Source organism: Rhizobium sp. 01T437 (assembly GCF_056398505.1).
The window spans coordinates 52,046-74,148 of sequence record NZ_JBFTPM010000023.1 but is presented as its reverse complement, the minus strand read 5'-3'; the positions used below and the strand labels follow the sequence as shown (position 1 = coordinate 74,148).

Here is a 22,103-nt window from a genome sequence, read left to right as displayed (position 1 = left end):
CCTGGCAACAGCTTCACAGGAGAGACAGATGGCATCGAACGAGGGTCGCATCAGACAACGTGCCTACGAGATCTGGGAACGGGAAGGTCGGCCACAGGGCGAGGACCTGAGGCATTGGCTGCAGGCGTTTCAGGAAATCGCCGCGAGCGCCGAGACAGACGGTCAGTCTGCCAAGAAGCCTCGCTCCAGAAAGGCCGCGGCGACTGACGCTCCTGCGAAGCCGAAAGGCGCAACGAAGGCTAAAGGCGGTGCCCAGAGCGTTCCGACGACAACCCCGCCGTCAAAGCCGACCAAGGCATCCGGGAGCGTCACCAGGCACTGAGCCGATCTGGCCGATGTCATGTGCCGATCTAGAGCGCGTACAACGCGTTTGTACGGATCACTTCCGATAAGCGGCACTTGTCGGAAGTCATGAACTCAGGTCCCGAAATGCGGTTGCCGATCACCGTGGATAAGTGAATTCGCCAGGAAACCTGGGCTCTTCCACACGTGGCTGTCCGCCATCCGACAGTGGCAGGAACGCGGAGCGTCCGGCCGCGGTAATCTGGATTGACAGAAAACCTACTAGAAGGTAGGCAAGTTGTGCGCTTCATTAACTCTGCGCGTCATCCCCATCGTTGGCGTGTCGTTCGTTTGCGCCAAGGAACTGAGCCTATCCAATACTGTCTTCATGCCGAAGACGTGCTTCATTATCTACCGACTAGTAGGTAAGGGCGCCAAACTTTGCAAGGCGCCTTCCAATTTAACCCAAACAACCGAGATCGACTATGACGATAAATTCTCTCACAGGCCTCGGCGCCTCCATGGCGGGTAGCGCGGCTAGCGCGCAGCAGAAGGCGATGGTGAATTATGACGACTTCCTGCAACTTCTCATCGCGCAACTGAAGAACCAGGATCCGACCGACCCCGTGGATGCCAGTCAACAACTGGCGCAGCTCGCCAGCTTCTCGCAGGTCGAACAGACGATCCAGACGAATCAGAAGCTGGATGCCCTGCTGGCAGGCTCCAACCTTGCCCAGGCCGGCAGCTACATCGGCAGCTACATCGAAAGCGCAGACGGTACGGTCAAAGGGACGATTGCTTCCGTCAAAATCTACAGCGACGGAATCATAGCCACGACGACGGAGGGCGGGAAGATTCTCGTCCAGCCGGGTGTCAGCCTCTCGCAGCCAAGCGGCGGTAGCGCTGCAGCCATCGAATGACCCTGACCGTCATCGAGGTTCTTTGCACGTCGGTAAAGATATGTCGGGCAAGCCCTTGAGGGAGTGCCCGATAGATCTGCGAAGTTAATCATTGAACGGTTGCGTCCGGTGAAAACATGGGGGCCTTTCTCATCGGGCGCCTCCTCCTCGAGCAGATAGCCAAGGATACGGGAGATCACCCGGCCAGCCATGCTTGTTGCCGTGATCGATGCGGCTATAGGGGCTCTCTGCCGCTGGGAAGGAAAGTATGACCGTTGAGGTTCTTTTGCCGCTGTTTCTGTTCGTTTTCACGGCGACCATCACACCCGGTCCCAACAATATTATGGTCATGACATCGGGGGCAAATTTTGGATTTGAACGCTCGTTGCCGCATCTCTTCGGAATTTCGGGAGGAGTGTCGGGAGTAATCCTCGTCATGGGCGTAGGTCTGACAACGCTTCTGGATGTCGTTCCCTTTCTGGCTGGATTATTTGAAATCGCCTCAGTCATTTACCTTCTTTGGCTTGCATCCAGGATAGCAAGTGCCGAGCCGGCGAGAAGCAGCTCCGCAGGAGCAAGACCCCTGTCGTTTGTCGGTGCTGCGGCCTTTCAAGTTGTAAATCCCAAAGTCTGGGCAACGGGATTGTCGGCCGTGACCCTGTTTGATCCGGATCGGCTGGCTGGTTCGGTAATGATAATTGCTGCTGCCTATGGAGTGATCGGCCTCGGATCCAACATGATCTGGGCATGGATGGGCACAGTTCTCAAAGGATGGTTGTCGATCGGGCGCAGGCTGAGGCTCTTCAACGTTACAATTTCTATCCTGCTTATTGCCTCGCTTTACCCCGCCGTTCATCAGTTTTGGGGCACCTTCCGAAATTAGAATGGAATGCACGGTTGACGACCTTCCTACTAGAAGGTAGACAAGGGCGTATGAGCAATTTTCCGAATACCTATGACGAGATCCTGAACAGTGCGGAAAAGCTGATCGTATCAGGCGGCTATAACGGTTTCAGCTATGCCGACATCGCTGCCGTTGTTGGCATCCGCAAGGCCAGCATCCATCATCATTTTCCAAGCAAGGTCGATTTGGTGCGTGCTCTTGTTGCTCGCTACCGCGCAAACGCCGAGACTGGCTTGGCCGAGGTCGAAAACAAGTTTAGCGATCCGCTCGAGCTGCTGAAGACCTATGCCGGTTTTTGGGCCCAATGCATCGAGGATGCAAGCCGTCCCTTTTGTGTCTGCGCGCTTCTTGCAAGCGAGCTGCCGGCCCTTCCTTTGGAGGTCGCGGTCGAAGTGCGTGCCTATTTCCAACATCTCTCAGGATGGCTGACATCAGTCATCGAGCGTGGTGATCAGCAAGGAGCCCTGGTGATCTCTTGCCCGGCGCGCGTAGAGGCAGAGGCTTTCATGGCCACCGTTCATGGCGCAATGCTGTCGGCCCGAGCCTATGGAACGCCTGCTGTCTTTGAGCTGATTCTTGAACCAAGTCTTCAGCGGCTGCGGCCGCGCTGATCTAATTCCCGGCGACGGGGCGGCGCGTCGATGGGAAAAATGCGTAGTAAAACAGCGTCGTCGAAACTTCCAACTAGTAGGTAAGGAACCTCAAATGTTGCGCAGACTTCTTCCAGTCATCATGGTCGCCGGCTTGGCTGGCCTTCCAGTAACGCTTGTTTCGCCGACGTCCGCTCATGCCGAAGAAAAAAAGGCCGTACTCAACATCCGGGGCAGTGTTGTCAACCTCGCCGGTTCCACCTTGAAGGTGAAGACGCGCGAGGGAGAAACCGTTGACGTCGCTCTTGCCGACGACTGGCAGGTCGCCAGTGTCGCCAACGCGAAGGTCTCCGATATTAAGCCCGGAGACTATGTGGGCATCGCCTCCCTGCCGAAGGAGCAGGGTGGAGACGGCGCTCTTGAAGTTCTGATCTTTCCGCCTGCACTCAGGGGGGCCGGCGAGGGAAGCTTCGGCTGGGACCTCAAGCCGAACAGCAGCATGACCAATGCCACCGTCGCCGATGCGGTCAAGGACGTCGACGGGCGCACCGTTACCGTGTCCTACCACGGCAACGAAAAGAAGATCTCCATTCCGGACGGTACGCCGGTCGTGACCATCGCCCCGGCGACCAAGGAGGACCTGGTCGCAGGAGCGGTCGTGTTCATCCCGACTGAGAAGGCTTCGAGCGGGACAGTCGCGCATCGCGTTATCGTTGGCAAGAATGGCGTGGTGCCCCCCATGTGAGCCACGTCGCCGCCGGTCAGCTTCCGCCCATTGGCCGACCGGCGGCATCCAACTCCTCATTGCAACAAGCAACAATCCAGCCGGACCGGAGGGCCGCATCCGTGAGCGACAGTCCCGACAACGACAATATGCAATATCCCCGGACCCAGATGATCCATCGTCATTCCCTGGTCACGCGGCTGACGCACTGGCTGAACGTGGTCTGCCTGAGCGTCCTGCTCTTGAGCGGATTGCAGATTTTCAACGCTCATCCCGAACTTTACTGGGGGCACTATGGCGCAGACGGGGATCCGTCTGTCCTGACGATCGGCTCGAGCGGACAGGGCGACGATATCAGCGGTTTCGTCCGGATCGCAGGTGTCGAGGTGCCGACGACCGGTGTCCTGGGCGTCTCGACCTTTGAGGGAGATCCGACGCCGCGGGCGTTTCCGGCCTGGGCGACCATTCCGTCGTTTCAGGATCTCGCAACCGGCCGCCGCTGGCACTTCTTCTTTGCCTGGCTATTTCTCGTCAACGGCATTTTTTATCTCGGCTTTGGCGTGCTGACCGGCCATTTTCGACGTGACCTGGCCCCGGCGCGCAGGGACCTTTCCCCGCGTCATCTGTGGCAAGAAATGCTCGACCACGCGCGTCTGCGTTTCCCGGAAGGCGAACAAGCAAGGCACTATAACGTGCTCCAAAAGCTCACCTACCTCGCTGTGATCGTCATCCTGCTGCCGACGATGTTGCTGACCGGCCTGACTATGTCCCCCGGCTTCGATGCCATCGTGCCGAGCCTGGTGGATGTATTCGGTGGGCGTCAGTCGGCGCGCACGATCCACTTCATGACCGCAACGCTTCTCGTGCTCTTCGTGCTCGTGCATGTGGCGATGGTCGTGCTGTCGGGAACCTGGAACAACATGCGCTCGATGATCACGGGTCGCTATGCCATCAGAGAGAAAGGTCCACATTCATGACGCGTAGCTTCCTGACCCGCAGGCGTTTTCTGATCGGCAGCACGCTCGGCGCCTCTGCACTCACGCTCGCCGGCTGCGACATACTGGAACAGAATACGGCTGTGGGCAGCGTTATCCGCTCGGCCGAAAATCTGACGATGAAGGCACAAAGACTGCTGCAGGGCCGCGATGCTCTCGCCCGCGAATTTGCCGAAACGGACATTTCTCCGTCTTTCAGGGTGAACGGCACGAGCGCGCCAGATGGCGAGGACTATGCCGAGTTCGCCGAAGGCAAATTCGCGAACTGGCGATTGAAGATCGACGGTCTCGTCGATCGGCCCCAGGAATTCTCCCTCATTGACCTTAAGAGGCTTCCGGCTCGCACCCAGATCACCCGTCACGACTGTGTCGAGGGGTGGAGCGCGATCGGGAAATGGACGGGCGTACCGCTTGGGGCTGTCTTAAGCTCGGCAGGACTGAGGCCGAACGCGCGATTTGCAGTCTTTCACTGCGCCGACGAGTTGGAGAAGACACTCGATGGAAGTGGCCGCTACTATGAGAGCATCGACCTCATCGACGCGTTCCATCCGCAGACCATCCTTGCCTATCAGATGAACGGGAAGGATCTGACCGTTGGACACGGTGCGCCGCTGCGTCTGCGGGTCGAACGGCAACTCGGCTACAAGCAGGCCAAGTACATCATGCGCATTCAGATCGTCGACAGCTTTGCCAGCCTATGGGGCGGCAATGGCGGTTTCTGGGAAGACCGCGGCTACGAGTGGTACGCGGGGATCTGAGCGATCTGAATTCAGCCTGCACGCAAGGAGATCTGACAATGAGCATGTGAGCCCTTGCCCTCGTACGATGATCGTCTTGTGTTGAAACCGTCCGGAAGGGCGACGTCGGATCTTTGCCTTCAGCCACTCAAAGCCAGTTGATCCGCTTGAGGACCATCAGCGTTGCGACGGACGTGATCGCGACGAAGGCAACGATGATGATGAAAGCCCAGGTATCGTTGACACCAGGGATCCCGCCAACATTCATGCCGAAAAGGCCGGCCACCACGCTTGGCGGCAGCAGCAGAGCGGCGAGTGCGGCGAGGCGGTTGGAATTGCGGGCAATCCGCTCACTGATGACCGTGGACAGGTCGTCATGAAGAATGCCGGTGCGGTCGCGGATGGCGTCGAGATATTCGATGAAGCGCATCAGCTTGTCGATGACCTCGCGGAAACGCAGTTTGTCGCGCTCCTTCAGCCACGGGGCATCGTCATGCTCGATACGGTTCAGGGCGTCGCGCTGAGGGGCGAGATAGCGCCGAAGCTGCACGGAGCGGCGGCGAAGCTGCTTCAGCCGCTCGCGGACTTCGCTGGCTTCGCCGTGAAAGATCAACTCATCCAGCTCGTCGACCTCTTCGTCCATCGTGTCGAGCACCGGCTCAAGGTCGCGGACCAGCTTTTCGCTGACGAGAGCGAGGAGCTCCCCCGTCTGTTTTGGGCCTTTGCCCTTGTCGAGCGCAAGGCGAATATCGCGCAAGGCGGTTATATAGTGGCCGCTGTCGCGCAGGGTCACCAGCCGGCGCTGATCGGCCCATACGTGAAGGGGAACGAGATCGATTTCCGCCGACCTGGCTTCCGCCTCTTCCGGCGGTGCGGCACAGACGCCGCGAAGAATGATCAGCAGCCCGTCATCGATGGCTTCAACGCGCGGGCGCGTTTCCTCCTCCAATAAGGCTTCGGCAACGAGTGGATCGAAGCCGCCTCTCGTCGTCACCCATTCGGCAGCGGCCGGATGATCACGTTCGAAATGCAGCCAGATGACGCCATCATCCGGCGTCCACCGGCGCACTGCTTCCATGTCGAGGGTGCGACAGCCGCCGTTGCCGTCAAGAAGCACGGCGAAACGCAAACCCGGCTCGACGCCGTAACTTGCGACGCTCACCACCTGCTCGCGCATGAGTAACCTCCAGCTGCCAAAGTCTACCTCCCGTAAGCGCAGAGCAATAGCTTAGCGAGTCGCTGTCAAGCGGCAAGATGGTCAGTGTCCTGAGAACAAAGCTGCGGCGTTGTAAAATCTCGGGATGGTCAGATCGGTGCGATCTTTTACCGGCCGCGGCCGATGCTCGCATACATGCCGGTCGTGCGAAATTCGGTCGGCGTGATGCCATAGACGCGCCGGAAGACCTTGGCGAAGTAATTGGCGTCTTCGAAGCCGCACATGATTGAGACTTCCTTGACCGGCAGGAAATCCGCCTTGGTCAACAATTTTGCGGCGCGCTGCAGGCGCTGCTGCAGCACATATTCGGCGGGCGGCACGCCTTCGCTTTCGGCAAAGCTGCGCGAGAAGTGGGCGCGGCTGAGGCCAACGATCGCTGCAAGCTCGCTGACCGGCAGCGGTTTTTCCAGATTGGCGTTGATATGGTCGGTCACCGGTTGCATGGCGCTTTGTTCGGCCATGGAGGCGGAGGCGCCGAAGATGTCATCATAGAGCGCCATGGCGGCTTCGTAGGCCACCGCCGAGGCCGAACCTGGCGTGTTTGCACCTTTGACGAGGCGCAGGCTGCAGTCCGCCAGATGATCGATGGTCGATTGCTGCAGCTTCAGGACCGGACCGGCGAGCGCCAGCACCATTTTGTGGATGCGCAGCGTTTCTTCGCCGTTCATTGAGATCCAGAAATATTCCCAGCGCTCGCCCTTTTCCAGCCAGTAGCGGTGATTGTGCGGCACGAGCACCATCATCGTGTCGCCGCTCTGGAGCTTGTAGTTGCGGTTCTGGTAGCGCAGGCGGCCGGTGCCGCTGATCGTATGCTGCAGTACCGTGAAGGGCGTCAGGCCACGCTTTCTGCCATCCCAATCATAGGTCTCGTTTTCACGCACCTCGTAACCGGCGCTTGTCGGCATCGCATGCAGGCGCTGGCGTCCGCGCGGCAGCGAAACGGTTCTCATCGACTGTCCGTTGGCGATCAAATCCTGCAGCACAAAATTACCCTCGAAAGCATAATCCTTCTCTGGCCGCTCCTGCGAATATGCGCATAATCCTTTTCCACAAGAGGAAGAGATCGCGGTCGAAAGAACGGCCGGGAGGAATACAGGCACCATTTTCCGGTATTTTCAGACGGTATGCGCAAGCATGCCGCCTAGCCTCCTTAGCTGTCTTTCTACCTAGCATTTGATCGGATCGAGGTGAAGGATATGAGTTTCAAAATCGCTATTATCGGAGCAGGCAGCGTCGGCTTCACCAAGAAGCTGTTCACGGACATTCTGTGCGTGCCGGAATTCAAGGACATTGAATTCGCGTTGACCGACCTCAGCGAACATAACCTCCAGATGATCAAGGCAATTCTCGACAAGATCGTCGAGGCAAACAAGCTGCCGACGAAGGTGACGGCGACGACGGATCGTCGCAAGGCGCTGGAAGGTGCGCGTTATGTCATCAGCTGCGTACGTGTCGGCGGGCTCGAAGCCTATGCCGATGATATCAGAATTCCCCTGAAATACGGCATCGACCAGTGTGTCGGCGATACGATCTGCGCCGGCGGCATTCTCTACGGCCAGCGCAATATCCCCGTCATTCTCGACTTCTGCAAGGATATCCGTGAGGTCGCTGCACCGGGTGCGAAGTTCCTAAACTATGCCAACCCGATGGCGATGAACACCTGGGCGGCTATCGAATATGGCAAGGTCGATACGGTCGGCCTCTGCCACGGGGTCCAGCATGGCGCCGAACAGATTGCCGAAGTGCTCGGCGCCAAGTCACAGAGCGAACTCGACTACATCTGCTCGGGCATCAATCATCAAACCTGGTTCGTCGATCTGCGTCTCAACGGCCGCAGGATCGGCAAGGACGAGCTGATCGCCGCCTTCGAGGCGCATCCGGTCTATTCGCAGCAGGAAAAGCTGCGCATCGACGTGCTGAAACGCTTCGGTGTCTACTCGACTGAAAGCAACGGCCACCTCTCCGAATATCTGCCCTGGTATCGCAAGCGGCCGGAGGAAATTACCCGCTGGATCGACATGTCAGACTGGATCCATGGCGAGACTGGCGGCTATCTGCGTCACTCGACCGAGACCCGCAACTGGTTCGAGACGGAATTCCCGCAATTCCTCGCTTCGGCCGAAAAGCCGATCGATCCGGCCAAGCGCTCCAACGAGCATGCCAGCCACATTCTCGAGGCGCTGGAAACCGGACGCGTCTATCGCGGTCACTTCAACGTCAAGAATACCGGCGTCATCACCAACCTGCCATCCGATGCCATCATCGAGTCACCCGGCTTCGTCGATCGCTTCGGCATCAACATGGTCTCCGGCATCACCATTCCGGAAGCATGTGCTGCGACCTGCATCTCGTCGATCAACGTCCAGCGCATGTCGGTGCATGCAGCGATTTCCGGCGATATCGATCTCCTGAAGCTCGCCGTGCTGCACGATCCGCTGGTCGGTGCCGTCTCGACGCCGGAAGAGGTCTGGCAGATGGTCGACGAAATGGTCGTTGCCCAGGCTCGCTGGCTTCCGCAATATGCGCATGCTGTGCCTGCCGCCAAGGAGCGGCTGGCCAATTCCAAGGTCAAGACGAGAGAGTGGGAAGGGGCCGCGCGCCGCAATGTCCGCTCAATCGAGGAGCTTCGCGTTGAAAAGGCAGCGCTGAAGCAGGCCGTCTAAAGTCAGGGTGAGGGAGGCTGCGGCGGCTCTTCGGGAGGAAGGTCGCCCGCACACAAGCTTCCTTCATCATCGTTTGAGGAGAAGCGGAGACGCGTACAAGCGCTCCGGAACAAGAGGGAGAGACGATGACGAATTTCCATAAGATCGGCATCCTGGCAGGACTGGCGCTTAGCGTTTCAGTCGCGGCCCTGAATGCCTATGCGTCCGAGCCGACAGTGCCGCCGGCACCGCCGGCTTTCCCGGCGGAAGGCAAGATCAAATATGTGTCCCGCGACTCCATCCTGGAGTTCAAGGCGCTGCCGGAATATCATGAGCCGGACTGGGTCACGAAGAATTTCGTCGACAGTGGCAAGCTGCCGGCGGTCAAGGATCGCCTGCCCAAGGAGCCGTTGGTCTTTAAGACCGAAAACATGCCTGACGGTACCGGCGGCTATGGCGACGTGATGCGCCATGTCATCGGTGGCCGGCCGGAAGGCTGGAACTACGGTGCGGGCCAGACGCAGGGCTGGGGCGGCATCGATATCGGCCTTTCCGAATGCCTGACACGCACGGCACCGCTCTTCCAGGTGGAAGCCAAGGATACCGAGCCGTTGCCGAACCTCGCCAAGGGCTGGGAGTGGTCGCAGGACGGCCACAAGCTGACCATGCATCTGATCGAAGGCGCCAAGTGGTCAGACGGCGCGCCCTTCAATGCCGATGACCTCATGTTCTATTGGGAAGACGAAGTCATCGACCCGAACGTTTCGCCACTCGGCGGCGGTGCATCGCCGGAAGCCTTCGGCGAGGGAACGACGCTCACGAAGATCGACGACTACACAGTCGAATGGACCTTCAAGGAAGCCTTCCCGAAGCAGTATCTCTATACGATGGCCTATCCGAACTTCTGCCCGGGTCCGTCGCATATTCTTAAACCTCAGCACCCGAAATATTCGAAGAACACCTACGATCAATTCAAAAACGCATTCCCGCCGGAATACATGAACATGCCGGTCATGGGCGCCTGGGTGCCGGTCGAATATCGGCCGGATGACATCATCGTCATGCGCCGCAACCCCTATTACTGGAAGGTCGACGAGAAGGGCAATCAGCTGCCTTATCTCAATGAGCTGCACTACAAGCTTTCGACCTGGGCCGACCGTGACGTGCAGGCTGTTGCCGGTTCTGCCGACTTCTCGAACCTCGAGCAGCCGGAAAACTTCGTGGCCTCGTTGAAGCGTGCCGCCGAAAAGACCGCTCCGGCGCGTCTCGCCTTCGGCCCGCGCCTCATCGGCTATAATCTTCGCATGAACCTTTCGGCCAATGGCTGGGGTGATCCTGATGCCCGCAGTCAGGCGATCCGCGAACTCGACCGCAACGAGGACTTCCGCAAGGCCGTGACCATGGCGGTTGACCGCAAGGCGATCGGCGACTCCCTCGTCAAGGGACCGTTCACGGCGATCTATGCAGGCGGCCTTTCCTCCGGCACGAGCTTCTATGATCGCAACTCGACCGTCTACTATCCCTTCGATCTAAAGGGCGCCAAGTCGCTACTCGCCAAGGTCGGTCTGAAGGATACGGATGGCGATGGCTTCGTGAACTTCCCGGCCGGAACAGCTGATGGCAAGAACGTCGAGATCGTGCTTCTCGTCAACAACGACTATACCACCGACAAGAGCCTTGCCGAAGGCGTCGTCGGTCAGATGGAGAAGCTCGGCATCAAGATCATCATCAATGCTCTTGCTGGTCCCAAGCGCGATAGTGCGCATTATGCCGGCCAGTTCGACTGGCTGATCCAGCGCAACACGACCGAGCTCGCCTCCGTGGTGCAGAACACCGAACAGCTTGCCGCTGTCGGCCCACGCACCAGCTGGCATCACCGCGCCGGCAAGGATAATCAGCTCGACCTCCTGCCTTATGAAAAGGAGCTCGCCGACATCGTCAACAAGTTCCGCACGAGCCAGGACAATGACGAACGCGTGGCACTCATGAAGCAGTATCAGAAGACGGCCACCGAACATGTGGATACCGTCGGACTGACGGAATATCCGGGCGCGCTGATCATCAACAAGCGCTTCTCGAACATTCCCGCGGGTACGCCGATCATGATGTTCAACTGGGCCGAGGATTCCGTCATCCGCGAGCGTCTGTGGGTGGCTGCCGACAAGCAGGGCAAGTACGAACTCTTCCCTCAACAGCTTCCCGGCAAGCCTGGAGACAAGGGTCCAATAAACTAAGAGCAATTCCCAGCAAAAGTGCGCAGCGGTTTTGCGTCTGGATTGCGTAAAAACAAAGAGATCGAGCATCTCCATGGCTCGAAGAAAAATGGAGATGTTCGAGGAGCTCCCTCCCGAACGACAAGAGCTTCCGGTCGCGCGTGCTGCGCGCGGCCGGTCAGAATCAACAAGCCGGCCGCGCTGAGACGAGCGACTGGCGGCAAGGAGAAGCGAACCGCCTGATGCTACGATTCCTGCTCATGCGCATCGCCTCGGCGATCCCCGTCCTCTTCATCCTGAGTGTGGTGACCTTTGCCATCATCCAGGCGCCGCCTGGAGACTACGCCGACTATATCCGTTCGCAGTTGATCAATCAGGGCGGAGCTTCCTTCGCCCAGGCGGATGCCCAGGCTCAGGCCTACCGCATCGAACATGGCCTCGATAAGCCGATGGTCGTCCAGTACGTCAACTGGATCACGGGAATCGTGACCAAAGGCGATTTCGGCTACAGCATGTTCTACAACAAGCCGGTCGCTGACGTGGTCGGCGAGCGCCTGCCGCGCACGCTGGCCCTGGCGCTGGTCTGCCATATCTTCGCATCGATCCTCGGTATCAGCTTCGGCATCTGGGCGGCGACCCGCCAATATAGCTGGATCGACAGCCTGCTCTCCGGCATCTCTTTCCTCGGCATGACGGTGCCGCGCTTCCTGATGGCGCTGATTATCGTCTATCTGCTGGTCTTCCAGTTCAACGTCACGGAAATTGGTAGCTTCTTCTCGCCGCAATATGGCGGGGCGCCTTGGTCCTGGGCGAAATTCATGGATCTCGTCAGCCATGTCTGGCCGGTCGTCGCGATCGCCACTTTCGGCGGGCTTGCCTACAACATGCGCGTCATGCGCGGCAATCTGCTCGATACGCTGAATGCCCAATATGTCGAGACGGCGCGTGCCAAGGGGCTTTCGGGCGGCGCGGTCGTCATGCGCCACGCCGTTCCAAACGCGTTGCATCCGCTCATCATGTATCAGGGCGTCGTGCTCCCCTACATGCTGACCGGCGAGATCGAAACCGCGATCATCTTCGCCCTGCCGACTGTTGGGCCGGCCATCGTCGGCTCGATGGCGATCGGTGACGTCTATGTTACTGCGACTTTCATGCTGGTTCTGTCGGCCACGCTGATCGTCGGCAATATCATCGCCGACATGCTGCTTGCCATGCTCGATCCGCGGGTCCGTCAATATGAGGGAGCCTGATATGTTTGCCTTCGACTCTTCCCCGCCGCCACCGCATGAAGAAGCGGTCAAGAATACCCACCATGGCAATGAGAGCTATATGGCGCTGGTCTGGCGTCGGCTGCGGCGCTCCTGGACGGGTATGATCGGCCTGATCCTCGTCGGCCTCTTGATCATCATGGCTGTCTTTGCCGATTTCTTCGCGCCGATGGACCCGAAGGCGACAGATGTCGGCTTTGCGCCGCCACAGCTCATCAGCATCCATGACAAGGAGGGCAGTCTCGTCTGGCCGCGCGTCTATGCGCTGGCGGATTCCGAAGAGCTCGATCCGGTTACCTTCCAGCCGGTCGTCGGCGTGGATTATGACAATCCGCGTCTGCTCGGCTTCTTCGTCAAGGGTTCGGACTATAATCTGCTCGGTCTCATCCCGGCCAATCGCCATTTCTTCGGCACGGTCGACGGCCAGCCGGTGCATTTCCTCGGCACCGACAAGTTCGGTCGTGACGTGCTGTCGCGCGCCATCATCGGCTCGCGCATCTCGCTGATGATCGCACTGACAGTGGTCTTTATCGTCACTATCGTCGGCACGACGGTCGGCATGGTTTCAGGCTATTACGGCGGCGCCTTTGACGTCTGGGTGCAGCGTTTCGTCGAGCTGGTACTCGCCTTCCCGCAGTTGCCGCTTTATCTGGCGCTGACATCGCTGATCCCGATCACCGCGCCGACGAACGTCTTCCTCGCCTTCGTGATCTTCGTCATGTCGGCGCTCGGCTGGGCGCAGATGTCGCGTGAGGTGCGCGGCAAGACGCTGGCGCTCGCGCGTATCGAATATGTGCGGGCGGCAATGGCGGTCGGCGCGACCGACCGGCGCATCATCTTCCAGCATATTTTCCCGAATGTAATGAGCCACGTGATCGTCGCCGTCACGATCCATATTCCGAGCGTCGTGCTGCTCGAATCCTTCCTCGGCTTCCTCGGCTTTGCCGTAAAGCCGCCGCTGATTTCTTGGGGTCTGATGCTGCAGGATACGGCCAATTATTCGGTCATCGGGACCTATCCCTGGATTCTCGCTCCTGTCGCTTTCGTGCTGATCACCGTCTTTGCCTTCAATGCGCTGGGTGACGGTCTGCGCGATGCAGTCGATCCCTATTGAGGTGATGAAGATGGCTCTTGCTCTCGTTAGTTCCTTCGCCCCGCCCGTCCGTCACGATCATGATGGCCGCAAGGAGAGCCCGATCATCGACGCGCGCAATATCGGCGTGAATTTCAAGGTCGAGCATGGCACGGTCGAAGCCGTGAAGGACATTTCCTTCCAGCTATACCGCGGCGAAACGATTGCCATCGTCGGCGAGTCCGGCTCTGGCAAGTCGGTGACGGCACGCACCGTCATGGGGCTTCTCTCCAAGCGTGCGGTCATCTCGCCGCGCTCGAGCGTCGAGTATGACGGCGCCAACATCCTGAAATTTTCGGAGAAGGCCCGCCGTAGGCTGCGCGGCGACCGGATCTCGATGATCTTCCAGGAGCCGATGAGTTCGCTGAACCCGATCTACACGATCGGCAGCCAGATCGTCGAAGCGATCCGCGTCCACCGCAAGATGAGCCGCAGACAGGCCGATGCCAAAGCGCTGGAGCTTTTGAAGCAGGTGCAGATCCCCGATCCCGAAGCGCGCCTGCGGCAATATCCGCATCAGCTCTCGGGCGGTCAGCGCCAGCGCGTGATGATCGCCATGGCGCTTGCCAATGATCCCGATGTGCTGATCGCCGACGAGCCGACGACGGCGCTCGACGTGACCGTCCAGGCGCAGATCCTCAATCTCATCCGCAATCTGCAGACGGAATTGCGGATGGCAGTGATCCTGATCACCCACGACCTGACGGTCGTGCGCAAGTTCTCCGACTATGTCTATGTGATGCAGCATGGCGAGATGCGCGAGCACAATATAACCGAGCAGCTCTTCGCCAATCCGCAACATCCCTATACTAAGCATCTTCTGGGATCAGAGCCGCGCGGTCAGGCCAACCCGCTGCCGGAGGGATCGGATATCATTCTCGACGCCCGCGGCGTGCGCGTCTCCTTCATGCTGCGCCATGGCGGCTTCTTCAGACCGGAGCTGCGCGAACTGGTCGCCGTCGACAGTCTCAATCTCACGCTGCGGCGGCACGAGACGCTGGGCCTCGTCGGCGAGTCCGGTTCGGGCAAGACGACCTTCGGCCAGGCTATTCTCAGGCTCAATGACACGGACAATGGCGAGATCTATTTCGACCGCCAGCCGATCCACGGCAAGTCACGGGCGGAAATGCGGCCCTTGCGCTCGCGCATGCAGGTCGTCTTCCAGGACCCGTTCTCGTCACTCAATCCGCGCATGACGATCGGTCAGATCATCGAGGAAGGGCTGGTCGTCAACAAGCTTGGAGCCACCAAGGGCGAACGTCTGGACAGGGTCCGCGAAGCGCTCGTGTCCGCCGGCATGCCGGGTAACATCCTCTCGCGCTTCCCGCATGAATTTTCCGGTGGGCAGCGCCAGCGCATCGCCATTGCGCGGGCGATAGCGCTGGAGCCGGAATTCATCCTGCTCGACGAGCCGACCTCGGCGCTCGATCTCTCCGTCCAGGCACAGATCATAGAGCTCCTGCGCAAGCTGCAGGATGAGCGGGGTCTGAGCTACCTTTTCATTTCGCATGACCTGAAGGTCGTGCGTGCCCTCTGCCACCGTGTCATCGTTATGCAGCACGGCAAGATCATGGAAGAGGGACCTGTCAACGAAGTCCTTTCCAATCCCAAGACACCCTACACCGAACGGCTCGTCAAAGCCGCTTTCGAGGTAGCCTGATTCAGAATGCCGGAGGTTCATATGGCAAATCCCAGAATAGCGTTCATCGGAGCTGGCTCCACCGTTTTCATGAAGAACATCGTCGGCGACATCCTGCAGCGTCCGGCGCTGTCGGGCGCGACGATCGCGCTCATGGACATCAACCCGCAGCGGCTCGAGGAAAGCGCCATTGTCGTCAACAAGCTGATTTCGACGCTCGGCGTGAAGGCGAAGGCGGAAACCTATTCCGATCAGCGCAAGGCCCTGTCGGGTGCTGATTTCGTGGTCGTCGCCTTCCAGATCGGCGGTTACGAACCCTGCACGGTCACCGACTTCGAAGTGCCGAAGAAATACGGTCTGCGCCAGACGATTGCCGATACGCTCGGCGTCGGCGGCATCATGCGTGGTCTGAGAACCGTGCCGCATCTTTGGAAGATCTGCGAGGACATGCGCGCCGTCTGCCCGAACGCCATCATGCTGCAATATGTAAACCCGATGGCGATCAACACCTGGGCGATCGCCGAGAAATACCCTGATATCAAGCAGGTTGGCCTTTGCCATTCCGTGCAGGGCACGGCGATGGAGCTCGCCCATGATCTCGATATCCCCTATGACGAAATCCGCTACCGCTCGGCCGGCATCAACCACATGGCCTTCTATCTGAAGTTCGAGCATCGTCAGCCGGATGGTTCCTACAAGAACCTCTATCCGGATCTGGTGCGGGCCTATCGTGAAGGCCGTGCGCCGAAGCCCGGCTGGAACCCGCGCTGCCCCAACAAGGTGCGCTACGAGATGTTGACGCGTCTCGGCTATTTCGTCACCGAAAGCTCGGAGCATTTCGCCGAATATACACCTTACTTCATCAAGGAAGGTCGCGAGGACCTCATCGAGAAATTCGGTATTCCGCTCGACGAATATCCGAAGCGCTGCATCGAACAGATCGCCCGCTGGAAAGGCCAGGCGGAAGCCTATCGTTCGGCCGACAAGATCGAGGTCAATGAATCGAAGGAATATGCCTCCTCGATCATCAATTCGGTCTGGACCGGCGAACCTTCGGTCATCTACGGCAATGTCCGCAACAATGGCTGCATCACCTCGCTGCCGGCCAATTGCGCTGCCGAAGTGCCCTGCCTGGTCGATGCCTCCGGCATCCAGCCGACTTACATCGGCGACCTGCCGCCGCAGCTGACCGCGCTGATCCGCACCAATATCAATGTCCAGGAACTGACGGTTCAGGCGCTGATGACGGAAAATCCTGAGCATATCTATCATGCTGCGATGATGGATCCGCATACGGCTGCCGAGCTCGACCTCGACCAGATCTGGTCGCTGGTGGATGAGCTGCTCGCCACCCATGGCGACTGGCTGCCGGAATGGGCACGGCCGAGCAAGGTGCGCGCGGCCTGAGGCACACGAATAGGATCAGCGCTGGCCGATACGCTGGCGCTGATCCTGATGGTTCAGGACAACCTGCCTTCGTCGTCGATCAGGGTTAGACGGCAGGGGAACGTGTCGCTCCATCGCCAAAGCACGAGATTGAGATCGTCGCGTCTGGCCGCGGGAGCAAAACTTCTGACCAAGAGGCCATGATAGCCATCGGACACGAGCCGACGTGCGAAGGTCTGTGTCCTTGCTTCCCCTTTTTCCTTCATCTCGTCGCGCCAGCTTGCTGCGGCAATCGTTTCGGCATCCATGCCGAGCGCCTGAAGAGTGACCTCGTCCCTTGTGTCAAAGACGCGCTCGATATCGGCCTCGTAGGAGACGAGGGTGGTCGGCTGCAGGCTGCCGACCTGATTGGCTTCCCTGAGCGCCGTCAGCACGGATAGCGACGTATAAAGTGCCGGCATTCCCTTTGGATTGAATCGTCCGCCATAGAGTTCGGCACCCCGGCCGGAAAGCGGCTGGCGTGCATAGATCGGGTTCAGCGCCCGATAGAGCTTCCCTTCGTAGCGCATTATCGGGGATCAGGCGTGGACGCCGGCATCGATCGCATCGATATAATCGAGAACGTCCTCCGCCCGTCCGTCGCGGACCAGCTGCATGGCAGTCTGGCCTGAAAAGCCCGATAAGGGCTCGGAACGATACCAGGCATAGGCCATCAGCGCCGAGCCGAAGCGGGGTTCGACCTTGTTGACGACTTCAATCATTTCGCGCAGGCGCTTCTGCGTCTTGTCGGAGCGGAGGCGGTCCTTGCGCTGGATCGCATCCTTACCGAGACCGGCGGTGCGGGCAATCTCCTCGCTCGTCGTGCGGAAGGCATCGGCGATCTTGCGCGGTGCAAACAGCCCGTCATCTGCATATTGTGCAAGGCCCATGATCCATCTCCATGCCGTTTATACTGACGTTATATAGCGTCAAAATAAGCGGCGATCAATGGCTGAAATTCTGCCGTTGATCGTTACCGATCATCTCAGCCGCCTTGGAGCCGATTGCCATGGCTGGCGCGTTAGTGTTGCCCGATGGAATGAAGGGAATGATCGAGCAATCGATCACCCGCAACCCGTCGAGCCCGCGAACCTTCAGCGAGCCATCGACGACCGCCATCGGATCGTTATCCGGCCCCATGCGCAGGCTGCCGGAAGGATGGTAGTTCGTCTTCACCGTCTGGCCGGCGAATTTCGTCAGCGCTTCCTCGTCTTGCAGCGTTTTGCCCGGCAGGATTTCCATTGCGATCTTGGAACGGAAGGGTTCCGTTTCCAGAAGCCGCCGCGCCGTCTTCAGTGATGCGAGCGTCAGGCGCAGATCGTCGGGATCGCCGAAGAAATTGCAGTCGACGAGCGGCTGGTCGGCGGGATTGGTCGAGCGCAACTTCACGCTGCCGCGCGCCTTCGGCCGCAGTAGGCAGGAGGTAAAGGTCACGCCCCAGGTCGGTTTAGCCGAGGAGACGTCGCGATCGAGATAGACGATCGGCGCGCAATAGAGCTGGATCGTCGGTCGATCACCGCCGTCAGGATCGTAGAAGAGGCAGGACTCGATACCTGTGGTCGTCACCGGCCCGGAATCGAAGAGCAGATATTGCAGCCCGTTACGGATCATCGGCCAGCCTTTGTCTTCGCCGAAGTAGCCGGACTTGCCCTTCGTGGTGGCGATGACGGGAACTTCGTGATGATCCTGCAGATTGGCGCCGACGCCGGGCAGATCGGCGATGACGGCGATGCCGTGTTCGCGCAGATGATCGGCGGGGCCAATGCCTGAAAGCATCAGCAGCTTGGCGCTATTATAGGTTCCCGAGGCAACCAGCACCTCGCGCTCAGCCATGGCTTCGCGCGTCTCGCCACCCCGCCTATAGGCGACGCCGACCGCGCGGCCATTCCTGATGATGAGGCGGTCGACGCGCGCTTCGGTGATGATGTCGAGACGGCTGTCTCCCGAGAGCGGATCGAGGAAGGCCTTCTTGGCATCCGACCGTTCCGTGCGGCGACCCCATTTGGCAAAGGTGTGCTGCATGATGCCGACGCCGTTCTGTCTGGCACCGTTGAAATCAGGATTATAGGGGTGGCCGAGCCCCTGTGCGGCGAGGATGAAATCCTCGGTCGTATCGGAGATATGGCGTGGTTCGGACACACGCAGATTGCCGGAAATGCCGTGGAATTCATTGTTGAAGCGGCTATTGGCTTCAATGCCTTTGAAGTGTGGCAGCATATCCGCGTAGGACCATTCGGTTCCGTTGCCGAGATAGGCGGCCCAGCTGTCGTAATCTTCCTTCTGGYCGCGCATATAGACCATGGCATTGACCGCACTGCCACCGCCGAGAGCGCGCGCGACCGGCACGATAGGGCCACGGCCGCCGAGCTGCGCTTGCGGCACGGTATGATGCATTTCGAGGAAATCGTCGCGGGCGAGATATTTCATGTAGCCGGCCGGAAAGGACATCAGCCTTGCGGTCTCGCGCGGTCCGCGCTCGATGATGAGGACCGAAAATCCAAAATCCCGCACCAGCCGCATGGCGGCGACCGAGGCCGCGGATCCGCCGCCGGCGATGATGAAGTCGTAGGTCTTGTTCACATTTCCTCCGAACCGCCGGGATAATGATATCTGCCGACTCGCAATCGACTGGCAAAGCGAGCGACAACAATGACATAGATGCCACTGGCGATCGTCAAGGCGCGTTGCGCTCAACGCCCAAAGAATAGCGTTTCGGCATTCTCGATGAAGATTTTGCGGGCAAGTTCGGGGTTGCCGATTGCGTCCTGCATCCCGTCGATCAGGTCGGCGTCATCGGGCATATCGCTCAAGAGCTCGGTATGGGGCCAGTCGCTCCCCCAGAGCAGCTTGTCCGGATGGCTGGCCGCAAGTGCGCTCACCACTTCGGCAAAACCTGCATAGCCGCGCTCGCGCGTCAGCCTGTAGGGAGCCGTGAGCTTGATGTAGCCGCCGGGATTATCGGCGAGCCTCTGGAGCGCAGGAAGATGTTGGCGCCATGCGCCGTCGGCGAGCGGTATGAAGCCCAGATGATCAATGACGAAGCGGACGCCCAGATATGGCAGCCGCCCGGCAAGGTCATCGATCTGGTCCGGGCTGATCTGAAGCTGTAGCGACCAGCCGAAATCGCGGATGTCTGCCGCAAGCGTTTCGGCTGCAGTAAGCGGTAGACCGCCCTTGTTGCGCGTGTTGATACGAACGCCGCGTACCCCAAGCCGGTCGAGACGGGCAATCTCCGTGGGGTCTGTCTCGGGATCGATGACAACGATGCCCCGCAACCGCTCCGGAAAGGCGGCCAATGCCTCGACCAGAACCTGGTTGTCGAGGCCATAGACGCTCGGCTGCACGACGATGCCCCTGCTGATGCCCAGCCGGTCGGCAAAGGCGATCCAGTCGGCAGTTGTTGCGATATCTGGCGTGTAGCTACGCGGCGTATTCAGCGGCGCGTCCGACCGGAAGACGTGGAAATGTGTATCGATCGTTCCCTGCGGCAGCGGCGTTGCCGGAGCACGGGTCAGCGGCAGGCGCGGCAGGCAGAGTGGCGCTTGACTGTCCACCAGGCTCATTTCTGTTCCAGATCCTCATGCTGGAGGAAATCGAAATCGGCGCCTTCATCGGCCTGCAGCACGCGCGTGTGATAAAGCTTGGCATAGCCGCGCGCCGGCTCGGCAGCCGATATTTCTCCAAGCTCTGCCATGCGTCGGTCGAATTCCGCTTGGTCAATGGCGAGGTCTATGCGTCTCTCCTTGACGTCGAGGCGGATGCGGTCGCCGGTTCTCACGATCGCCAGCGGCCCGCCGGCCGCAGCCTCCGGGGCAATATGCAGCACGATCGTGCCGAAGGCGGTGCCGCTCATGCGGGCATCGGAGATACGCACCATGTCCTTGACGCCTTGGCGCGCGAGCTTGCGCGGGATCGGCAGATAGCCGGCTTCCGGCATGCCCGGCGCGCCTTTCGGGCCGGCATTGCGCAGCACGAGAATATCGTCGGCGCTGACATCGAGGTCGTCGCTATCGATCCGCAGGGTCATGTCCTCGACGGAATCGAAGACCACTGCTCGGCCCTCATGCTGCAGCAGATCCTTCGATGCCGCCGATTGTTTGATGACGGCGCCACGGGGCGCAAGGTTGCCGTGGAGCACGGCAATCGTGCCGATGGGCTTCAACGGTTTATCGACCGTGCGGATGATCGTCTGGCCGGGCTCGTCGGGAGCCGCATCGATTACCTCGCCGATCGTCTTGCCATAGATCGTCTGCTGGCTGACGTCGATCTCGTGGCGCACCGCCTTCAAGAGCGTCTGCACACCGCCGGCCTCGTGGAACTGCTCCATATAATGCTGGCCGGACGGCTGTAGGTCGACGAGAAGTGGGATGATCTTGCCGAGCCTGTCGAGTTCGCCCATGTCGAGGCGAATGCCAAGGCGCCCCGTGATGGCGGCAAGGTGAACGACGGCATTGGTCGAGCCGCCCATGGCTTGCAAGGCGACAAGGCCGTTGCGGATGGCCGAAGGCGTCAGAATATCGCGCACCGTCGGCGCATCCGGGTTGGCTGCCAGTCCGGCGGCAACGCGGCCGGTCTCTTCGGCAAGCCGCACGCGCTCGGATTCGGCGGCGGGCGCCGATCCTGCTCGCGGCAGGCAGAGGCCCATCACTTCGGTCAGGTTGGCCATGGTGCTTGCCGTTCCCATCACCGTGCAGGTGCCGATCGAGCTAGCGAGCTTGTTGTTGACGTCGGTGATCTCGGCCTCATCGATCTCGCCGGCCCGAAAGCGCCCCCAAAAGCGCCGGCAATCAGTACAGGCGCCGAGCCTCTCACCCTTATGGTGGCCAACGGCCATCGGCCCGGTCGGCAGGAAGATTGCCGGGATATCGCTGCTGGCAGCGGCCATGATCTGCGCCGGCAGGGTCTTGTCGCAGCCGCCAATCAGGATCACGGCATCCATCGGCTGGGCGCGGATCATCTCCTCGGTTTCCATCGCCATTAGGTTGCGAAGATACATCGAGGTCGGCGAGGCGAAGCTCTCGTGGATGGAAATGGTCGGGAAGACCATCGGCATTGCGCCGGCCAGCATGACACCGCGCTTGGTAGCTTCGATGAGTTGCGGCACGTTTCCATGGCAGGGGTTGAAATCGCTGTAGGTATTGGCAATCCCCACGATCGGGCGATCCAGAGCATCGTCCGAATAGCCCATGGCCTTGATGAAGGCCTTTCGCAGGAAAAGGGAGAAACCCTGATCGCCGTAACTCGTCAGCTTGCGACGAAGACCGCTCGACATTGTTCCTCCCTCGTCCCTTAAATTGGGTTCAAGCCTAGTGGGATATGCAGGATTGTCAATAAAGAAGATACGCCGATACGCATGCTCATCGCCGCGGCTGTCAAATTTAATCGAGAAACATCAAGATAATTCGCGATAATTTCAATTTTAATCTCGCGTTGCGCA

General features: G+C 59.7%; 20 protein-coding genes. 13 read left to right on the top strand and 7 right to left on the bottom strand.

All coding sequences use genetic code 11. The annotated features are described in order from the left end of the window. The first annotated feature begins 28 nt into the window (after positions 1-28). From AC1DM5_RS31065 to AC1DM5_RS31035, 7 genes are all read left to right on the top strand, one after another. The gene (locus tag AC1DM5_RS31065; RefSeq protein WP_477818859.1) at positions 29-322 is read left to right on the top strand and encodes a DUF2934 domain-containing protein; all 294 of its coding nucleotides are present in this window, start codon (positions 29-31) and stop codon (positions 320-322) included. A 445-nt stretch (positions 323-767) separates the two neighbouring features. Continuing rightward, complete coding sequence (gene flgD, locus AC1DM5_RS31060) at positions 768-1,202, top strand: flagellar hook assembly protein FlgD (protein WP_477818858.1); 435 nt, start codon at positions 768-770, stop codon at positions 1,200-1,202. A 247-nt stretch (positions 1,203-1,449) separates the two neighbouring features. Then, positions 1,450-2,064 carry a LysE family translocator gene (locus AC1DM5_RS31055; protein WP_477818857.1) on the top strand — a complete coding sequence of 205 codons (615 nt, stop codon included), beginning with the start codon at positions 1,450-1,452 and terminating at the stop codon, positions 2,062-2,064. Positions 2,065-2,114: 50 nt separating this feature from the next. Then, positions 2,115-2,696, top strand: coding sequence for a TetR/AcrR family transcriptional regulator (locus AC1DM5_RS31050; RefSeq protein WP_477818902.1), 582 nt, complete (start codon positions 2,115-2,117; stop codon positions 2,694-2,696). A 121-nt stretch (positions 2,697-2,817) separates the two neighbouring features. Next, the gene (locus AC1DM5_RS31045; protein WP_477818901.1) at positions 2,818-3,420 is read left to right on the top strand and encodes a hypothetical protein; all 603 of its coding nucleotides are present in this window, start codon (positions 2,818-2,820) and stop codon (positions 3,418-3,420) included. A gap of 128 nt (positions 3,421-3,548) precedes the next feature. Then, positions 3,549-4,376, top strand: coding sequence for a cytochrome b/b6 domain-containing protein (locus AC1DM5_RS31040; protein ID WP_477818900.1), 828 nt, complete (start codon positions 3,549-3,551; stop codon positions 4,374-4,376). Next, complete coding sequence (locus AC1DM5_RS31035) at positions 4,373-5,152, top strand: molybdopterin-binding protein (protein WP_477818856.1); 780 nt, start codon at positions 4,373-4,375, stop codon at positions 5,150-5,152. The genes AC1DM5_RS31040 and AC1DM5_RS31035 overlap by 4 nt, the downstream gene beginning before the upstream one ends. 127 nt (positions 5,153-5,279) lie before the next feature. Here AC1DM5_RS31035 and AC1DM5_RS31030 read toward each other — a convergent pair whose 3' ends face one another. Together AC1DM5_RS31030 and AC1DM5_RS31025 are read right to left on the bottom strand one after the other, a co-directional pair. After that, positions 5,280-6,308, bottom strand: coding sequence for a zinc transporter ZntB (locus AC1DM5_RS31030; protein ID WP_477818855.1), 1,029 nt, complete (start codon positions 6,306-6,308; stop codon positions 5,280-5,282). Positions 6,309-6,454: 146 nt separating this feature from the next. After that, the gene (locus tag AC1DM5_RS31025; protein WP_007816893.1) at positions 6,455-7,330 is read right to left on the bottom strand and encodes an AraC family transcriptional regulator; all 876 of its coding nucleotides are present in this window, start codon (positions 7,328-7,330) and stop codon (positions 6,455-6,457) included. A gap of 213 nt (positions 7,331-7,543) precedes the next feature. Here AC1DM5_RS31025 and melA (AC1DM5_RS31020) point away from each other — a divergent pair, with 213 nt between their 5' ends. The 6 genes from melA (AC1DM5_RS31020) (at position 7,544) to melA (AC1DM5_RS30995) (ending at position 16,648) form a co-directional block, all read left to right on the top strand. After that, the gene (gene melA / locus AC1DM5_RS31020) at positions 7,544-9,010 is read left to right on the top strand and encodes an alpha-galactosidase (RefSeq protein WP_477818854.1); all 1,467 of its coding nucleotides are present in this window, start codon (positions 7,544-7,546) and stop codon (positions 9,008-9,010) included. A gap of 125 nt (positions 9,011-9,135) precedes the next feature. Beyond that, a complete protein-coding gene (locus AC1DM5_RS31015; protein ID WP_477818853.1) occupies positions 9,136-11,223 on the top strand; it encodes an ABC transporter substrate-binding protein in 2,088 nt (695 codons plus the stop codon). A gap of 221 nt (positions 11,224-11,444) precedes the next feature. Further along, positions 11,445-12,452 carry an ABC transporter permease gene (locus AC1DM5_RS31010; protein WP_477818852.1) on the top strand — a complete coding sequence of 336 codons (1,008 nt, stop codon included), beginning with the start codon at positions 11,445-11,447 and terminating at the stop codon, positions 12,450-12,452. Position 12,453: 1 nt separating this feature from the next. Beyond that, entirely contained in the window at positions 12,454-13,584 is a 1,131-nt protein-coding gene (locus AC1DM5_RS31005; protein ID WP_477818851.1) for an ABC transporter permease, read from the top strand. A gap of 10 nt (positions 13,585-13,594) precedes the next feature. Then, complete coding sequence (locus AC1DM5_RS31000; protein ID WP_477818850.1) at positions 13,595-15,262, top strand: ABC transporter ATP-binding protein; 1,668 nt, start codon at positions 13,595-13,597, stop codon at positions 15,260-15,262. Between the two features lie 21 nt (positions 15,263-15,283). After that, positions 15,284-16,648 (top strand): alpha-glucosidase/alpha-galactosidase, encoded by a 1,365-nt coding sequence (gene melA, locus AC1DM5_RS30995; RefSeq protein WP_007816899.1) that lies wholly within the window; start codon positions 15,284-15,286, stop codon positions 16,646-16,648. 53 nt (positions 16,649-16,701) lie between these two features. Here melA (AC1DM5_RS30995) and AC1DM5_RS30990 read toward each other — a convergent pair whose 3' ends face one another. From AC1DM5_RS30990 to AC1DM5_RS30970, 5 genes are all read right to left on the bottom strand, one after another. Continuing rightward, entirely contained in the window at positions 16,702-17,196 is a 495-nt protein-coding gene (locus tag AC1DM5_RS30990; protein WP_477818849.1) for an RES family NAD+ phosphorylase, read from the bottom strand. A 9-nt stretch (positions 17,197-17,205) separates the two neighbouring features. Next, entirely contained in the window at positions 17,206-17,556 is a 351-nt protein-coding gene (locus AC1DM5_RS30985) for an MbcA/ParS/Xre antitoxin family protein (protein ID WP_439017437.1), read from the bottom strand. Between the two features lie 55 nt (positions 17,557-17,611). Continuing rightward, entirely contained in the window at positions 17,612-19,246 is a 1,635-nt protein-coding gene (locus tag AC1DM5_RS30980; RefSeq protein WP_477976533.1) for a GMC family oxidoreductase, read from the bottom strand. A gap of 110 nt (positions 19,247-19,356) precedes the next feature. Next, complete coding sequence (locus tag AC1DM5_RS30975) at positions 19,357-20,229, bottom strand: amidohydrolase family protein (RefSeq protein WP_477818847.1); 873 nt, start codon at positions 20,227-20,229, stop codon at positions 19,357-19,359. Then, positions 20,226-21,938, bottom strand: a complete 1,713-nt coding sequence (locus tag AC1DM5_RS30970) for an IlvD/Edd family dehydratase (RefSeq protein WP_477818846.1) — start codon at positions 21,936-21,938, stop codon at positions 20,226-20,228. The genes AC1DM5_RS30975 and AC1DM5_RS30970 overlap by 4 nt, the downstream gene beginning before the upstream one ends. Positions 21,939-22,103: the final 165 nt, after the last annotated feature.

Bases quoted from the DNA above. Each gene is read 5' to 3' on its own strand.
- flgD (WP_477818858.1), top strand. From the start codon at position 768: ATGACGATAAATTCTCTCACAGGCCTCGGCGCCTCCATGGCGGGTAGC.
- AC1DM5_RS31005 (WP_477818851.1), top strand. From the start codon at position 12,454: ATGTTTGCCTTCGACTCTTCCCCGCCGCCACCGCATGAAGAAGCGGTC.
- AC1DM5_RS31000 (WP_477818850.1), top strand. From the start codon at position 13,595: ATGGCTCTTGCTCTCGTTAGTTCCTTCGCCCCGCCCGTCCGTCACGAT.
- AC1DM5_RS30985 (WP_439017437.1), bottom strand. From the start codon at position 17,556: ATGGGCCTTGCACAATATGCAGATGACGGGCTGTTTGCACCGCGCAAG.
- AC1DM5_RS31065 (WP_477818859.1), top strand. From the start codon at position 29: ATGGCATCGAACGAGGGTCGCATCAGACAACGTGCCTACGAGATCTGG.
- melA (WP_477818854.1), top strand. From the start codon at position 7,544: ATGAGTTTCAAAATCGCTATTATCGGAGCAGGCAGCGTCGGCTTCACC.
- AC1DM5_RS31035 (WP_477818856.1), top strand. From the start codon at position 4,373: ATGACGCGTAGCTTCCTGACCCGCAGGCGTTTTCTGATCGGCAGCACG.
- AC1DM5_RS31010 (WP_477818852.1), top strand. From the start codon at position 11,445: ATGCTACGATTCCTGCTCATGCGCATCGCCTCGGCGATCCCCGTCCTC.
- AC1DM5_RS31055 (WP_477818857.1), top strand. From the start codon at position 1,450: ATGACCGTTGAGGTTCTTTTGCCGCTGTTTCTGTTCGTTTTCACGGCG.
- AC1DM5_RS31030 (WP_477818855.1), bottom strand. From the start codon at position 6,308: ATGCGCGAGCAGGTGGTGAGCGTCGCAAGTTACGGCGTCGAGCCGGGT.
- AC1DM5_RS30970 (WP_477818846.1), bottom strand. From the start codon at position 21,938: ATGTCGAGCGGTCTTCGTCGCAAGCTGACGAGTTACGGCGATCAGGGT.
- AC1DM5_RS31050 (WP_477818902.1), top strand. From the start codon at position 2,115: ATGAGCAATTTTCCGAATACCTATGACGAGATCCTGAACAGTGCGGAA.
- AC1DM5_RS30975 (WP_477818847.1), bottom strand. From the start codon at position 20,229: ATGAGCCTGGTGGACAGTCAAGCGCCACTCTGCCTGCCGCGCCTGCCG.
- AC1DM5_RS31015 (WP_477818853.1), top strand. From the start codon at position 9,136: ATGACGAATTTCCATAAGATCGGCATCCTGGCAGGACTGGCGCTTAGC.
- AC1DM5_RS31045 (WP_477818901.1), top strand. From the start codon at position 2,818: ATGGTCGCCGGCTTGGCTGGCCTTCCAGTAACGCTTGTTTCGCCGACG.
- melA (WP_007816899.1), top strand. From the start codon at position 15,284: ATGGCAAATCCCAGAATAGCGTTCATCGGAGCTGGCTCCACCGTTTTC.
- AC1DM5_RS30990 (WP_477818849.1), bottom strand. From the start codon at position 17,196: ATGCGCTACGAAGGGAAGCTCTATCGGGCGCTGAACCCGATCTATGCA.
- AC1DM5_RS31040 (WP_477818900.1), top strand. From the start codon at position 3,549: ATGCAATATCCCCGGACCCAGATGATCCATCGTCATTCCCTGGTCACG.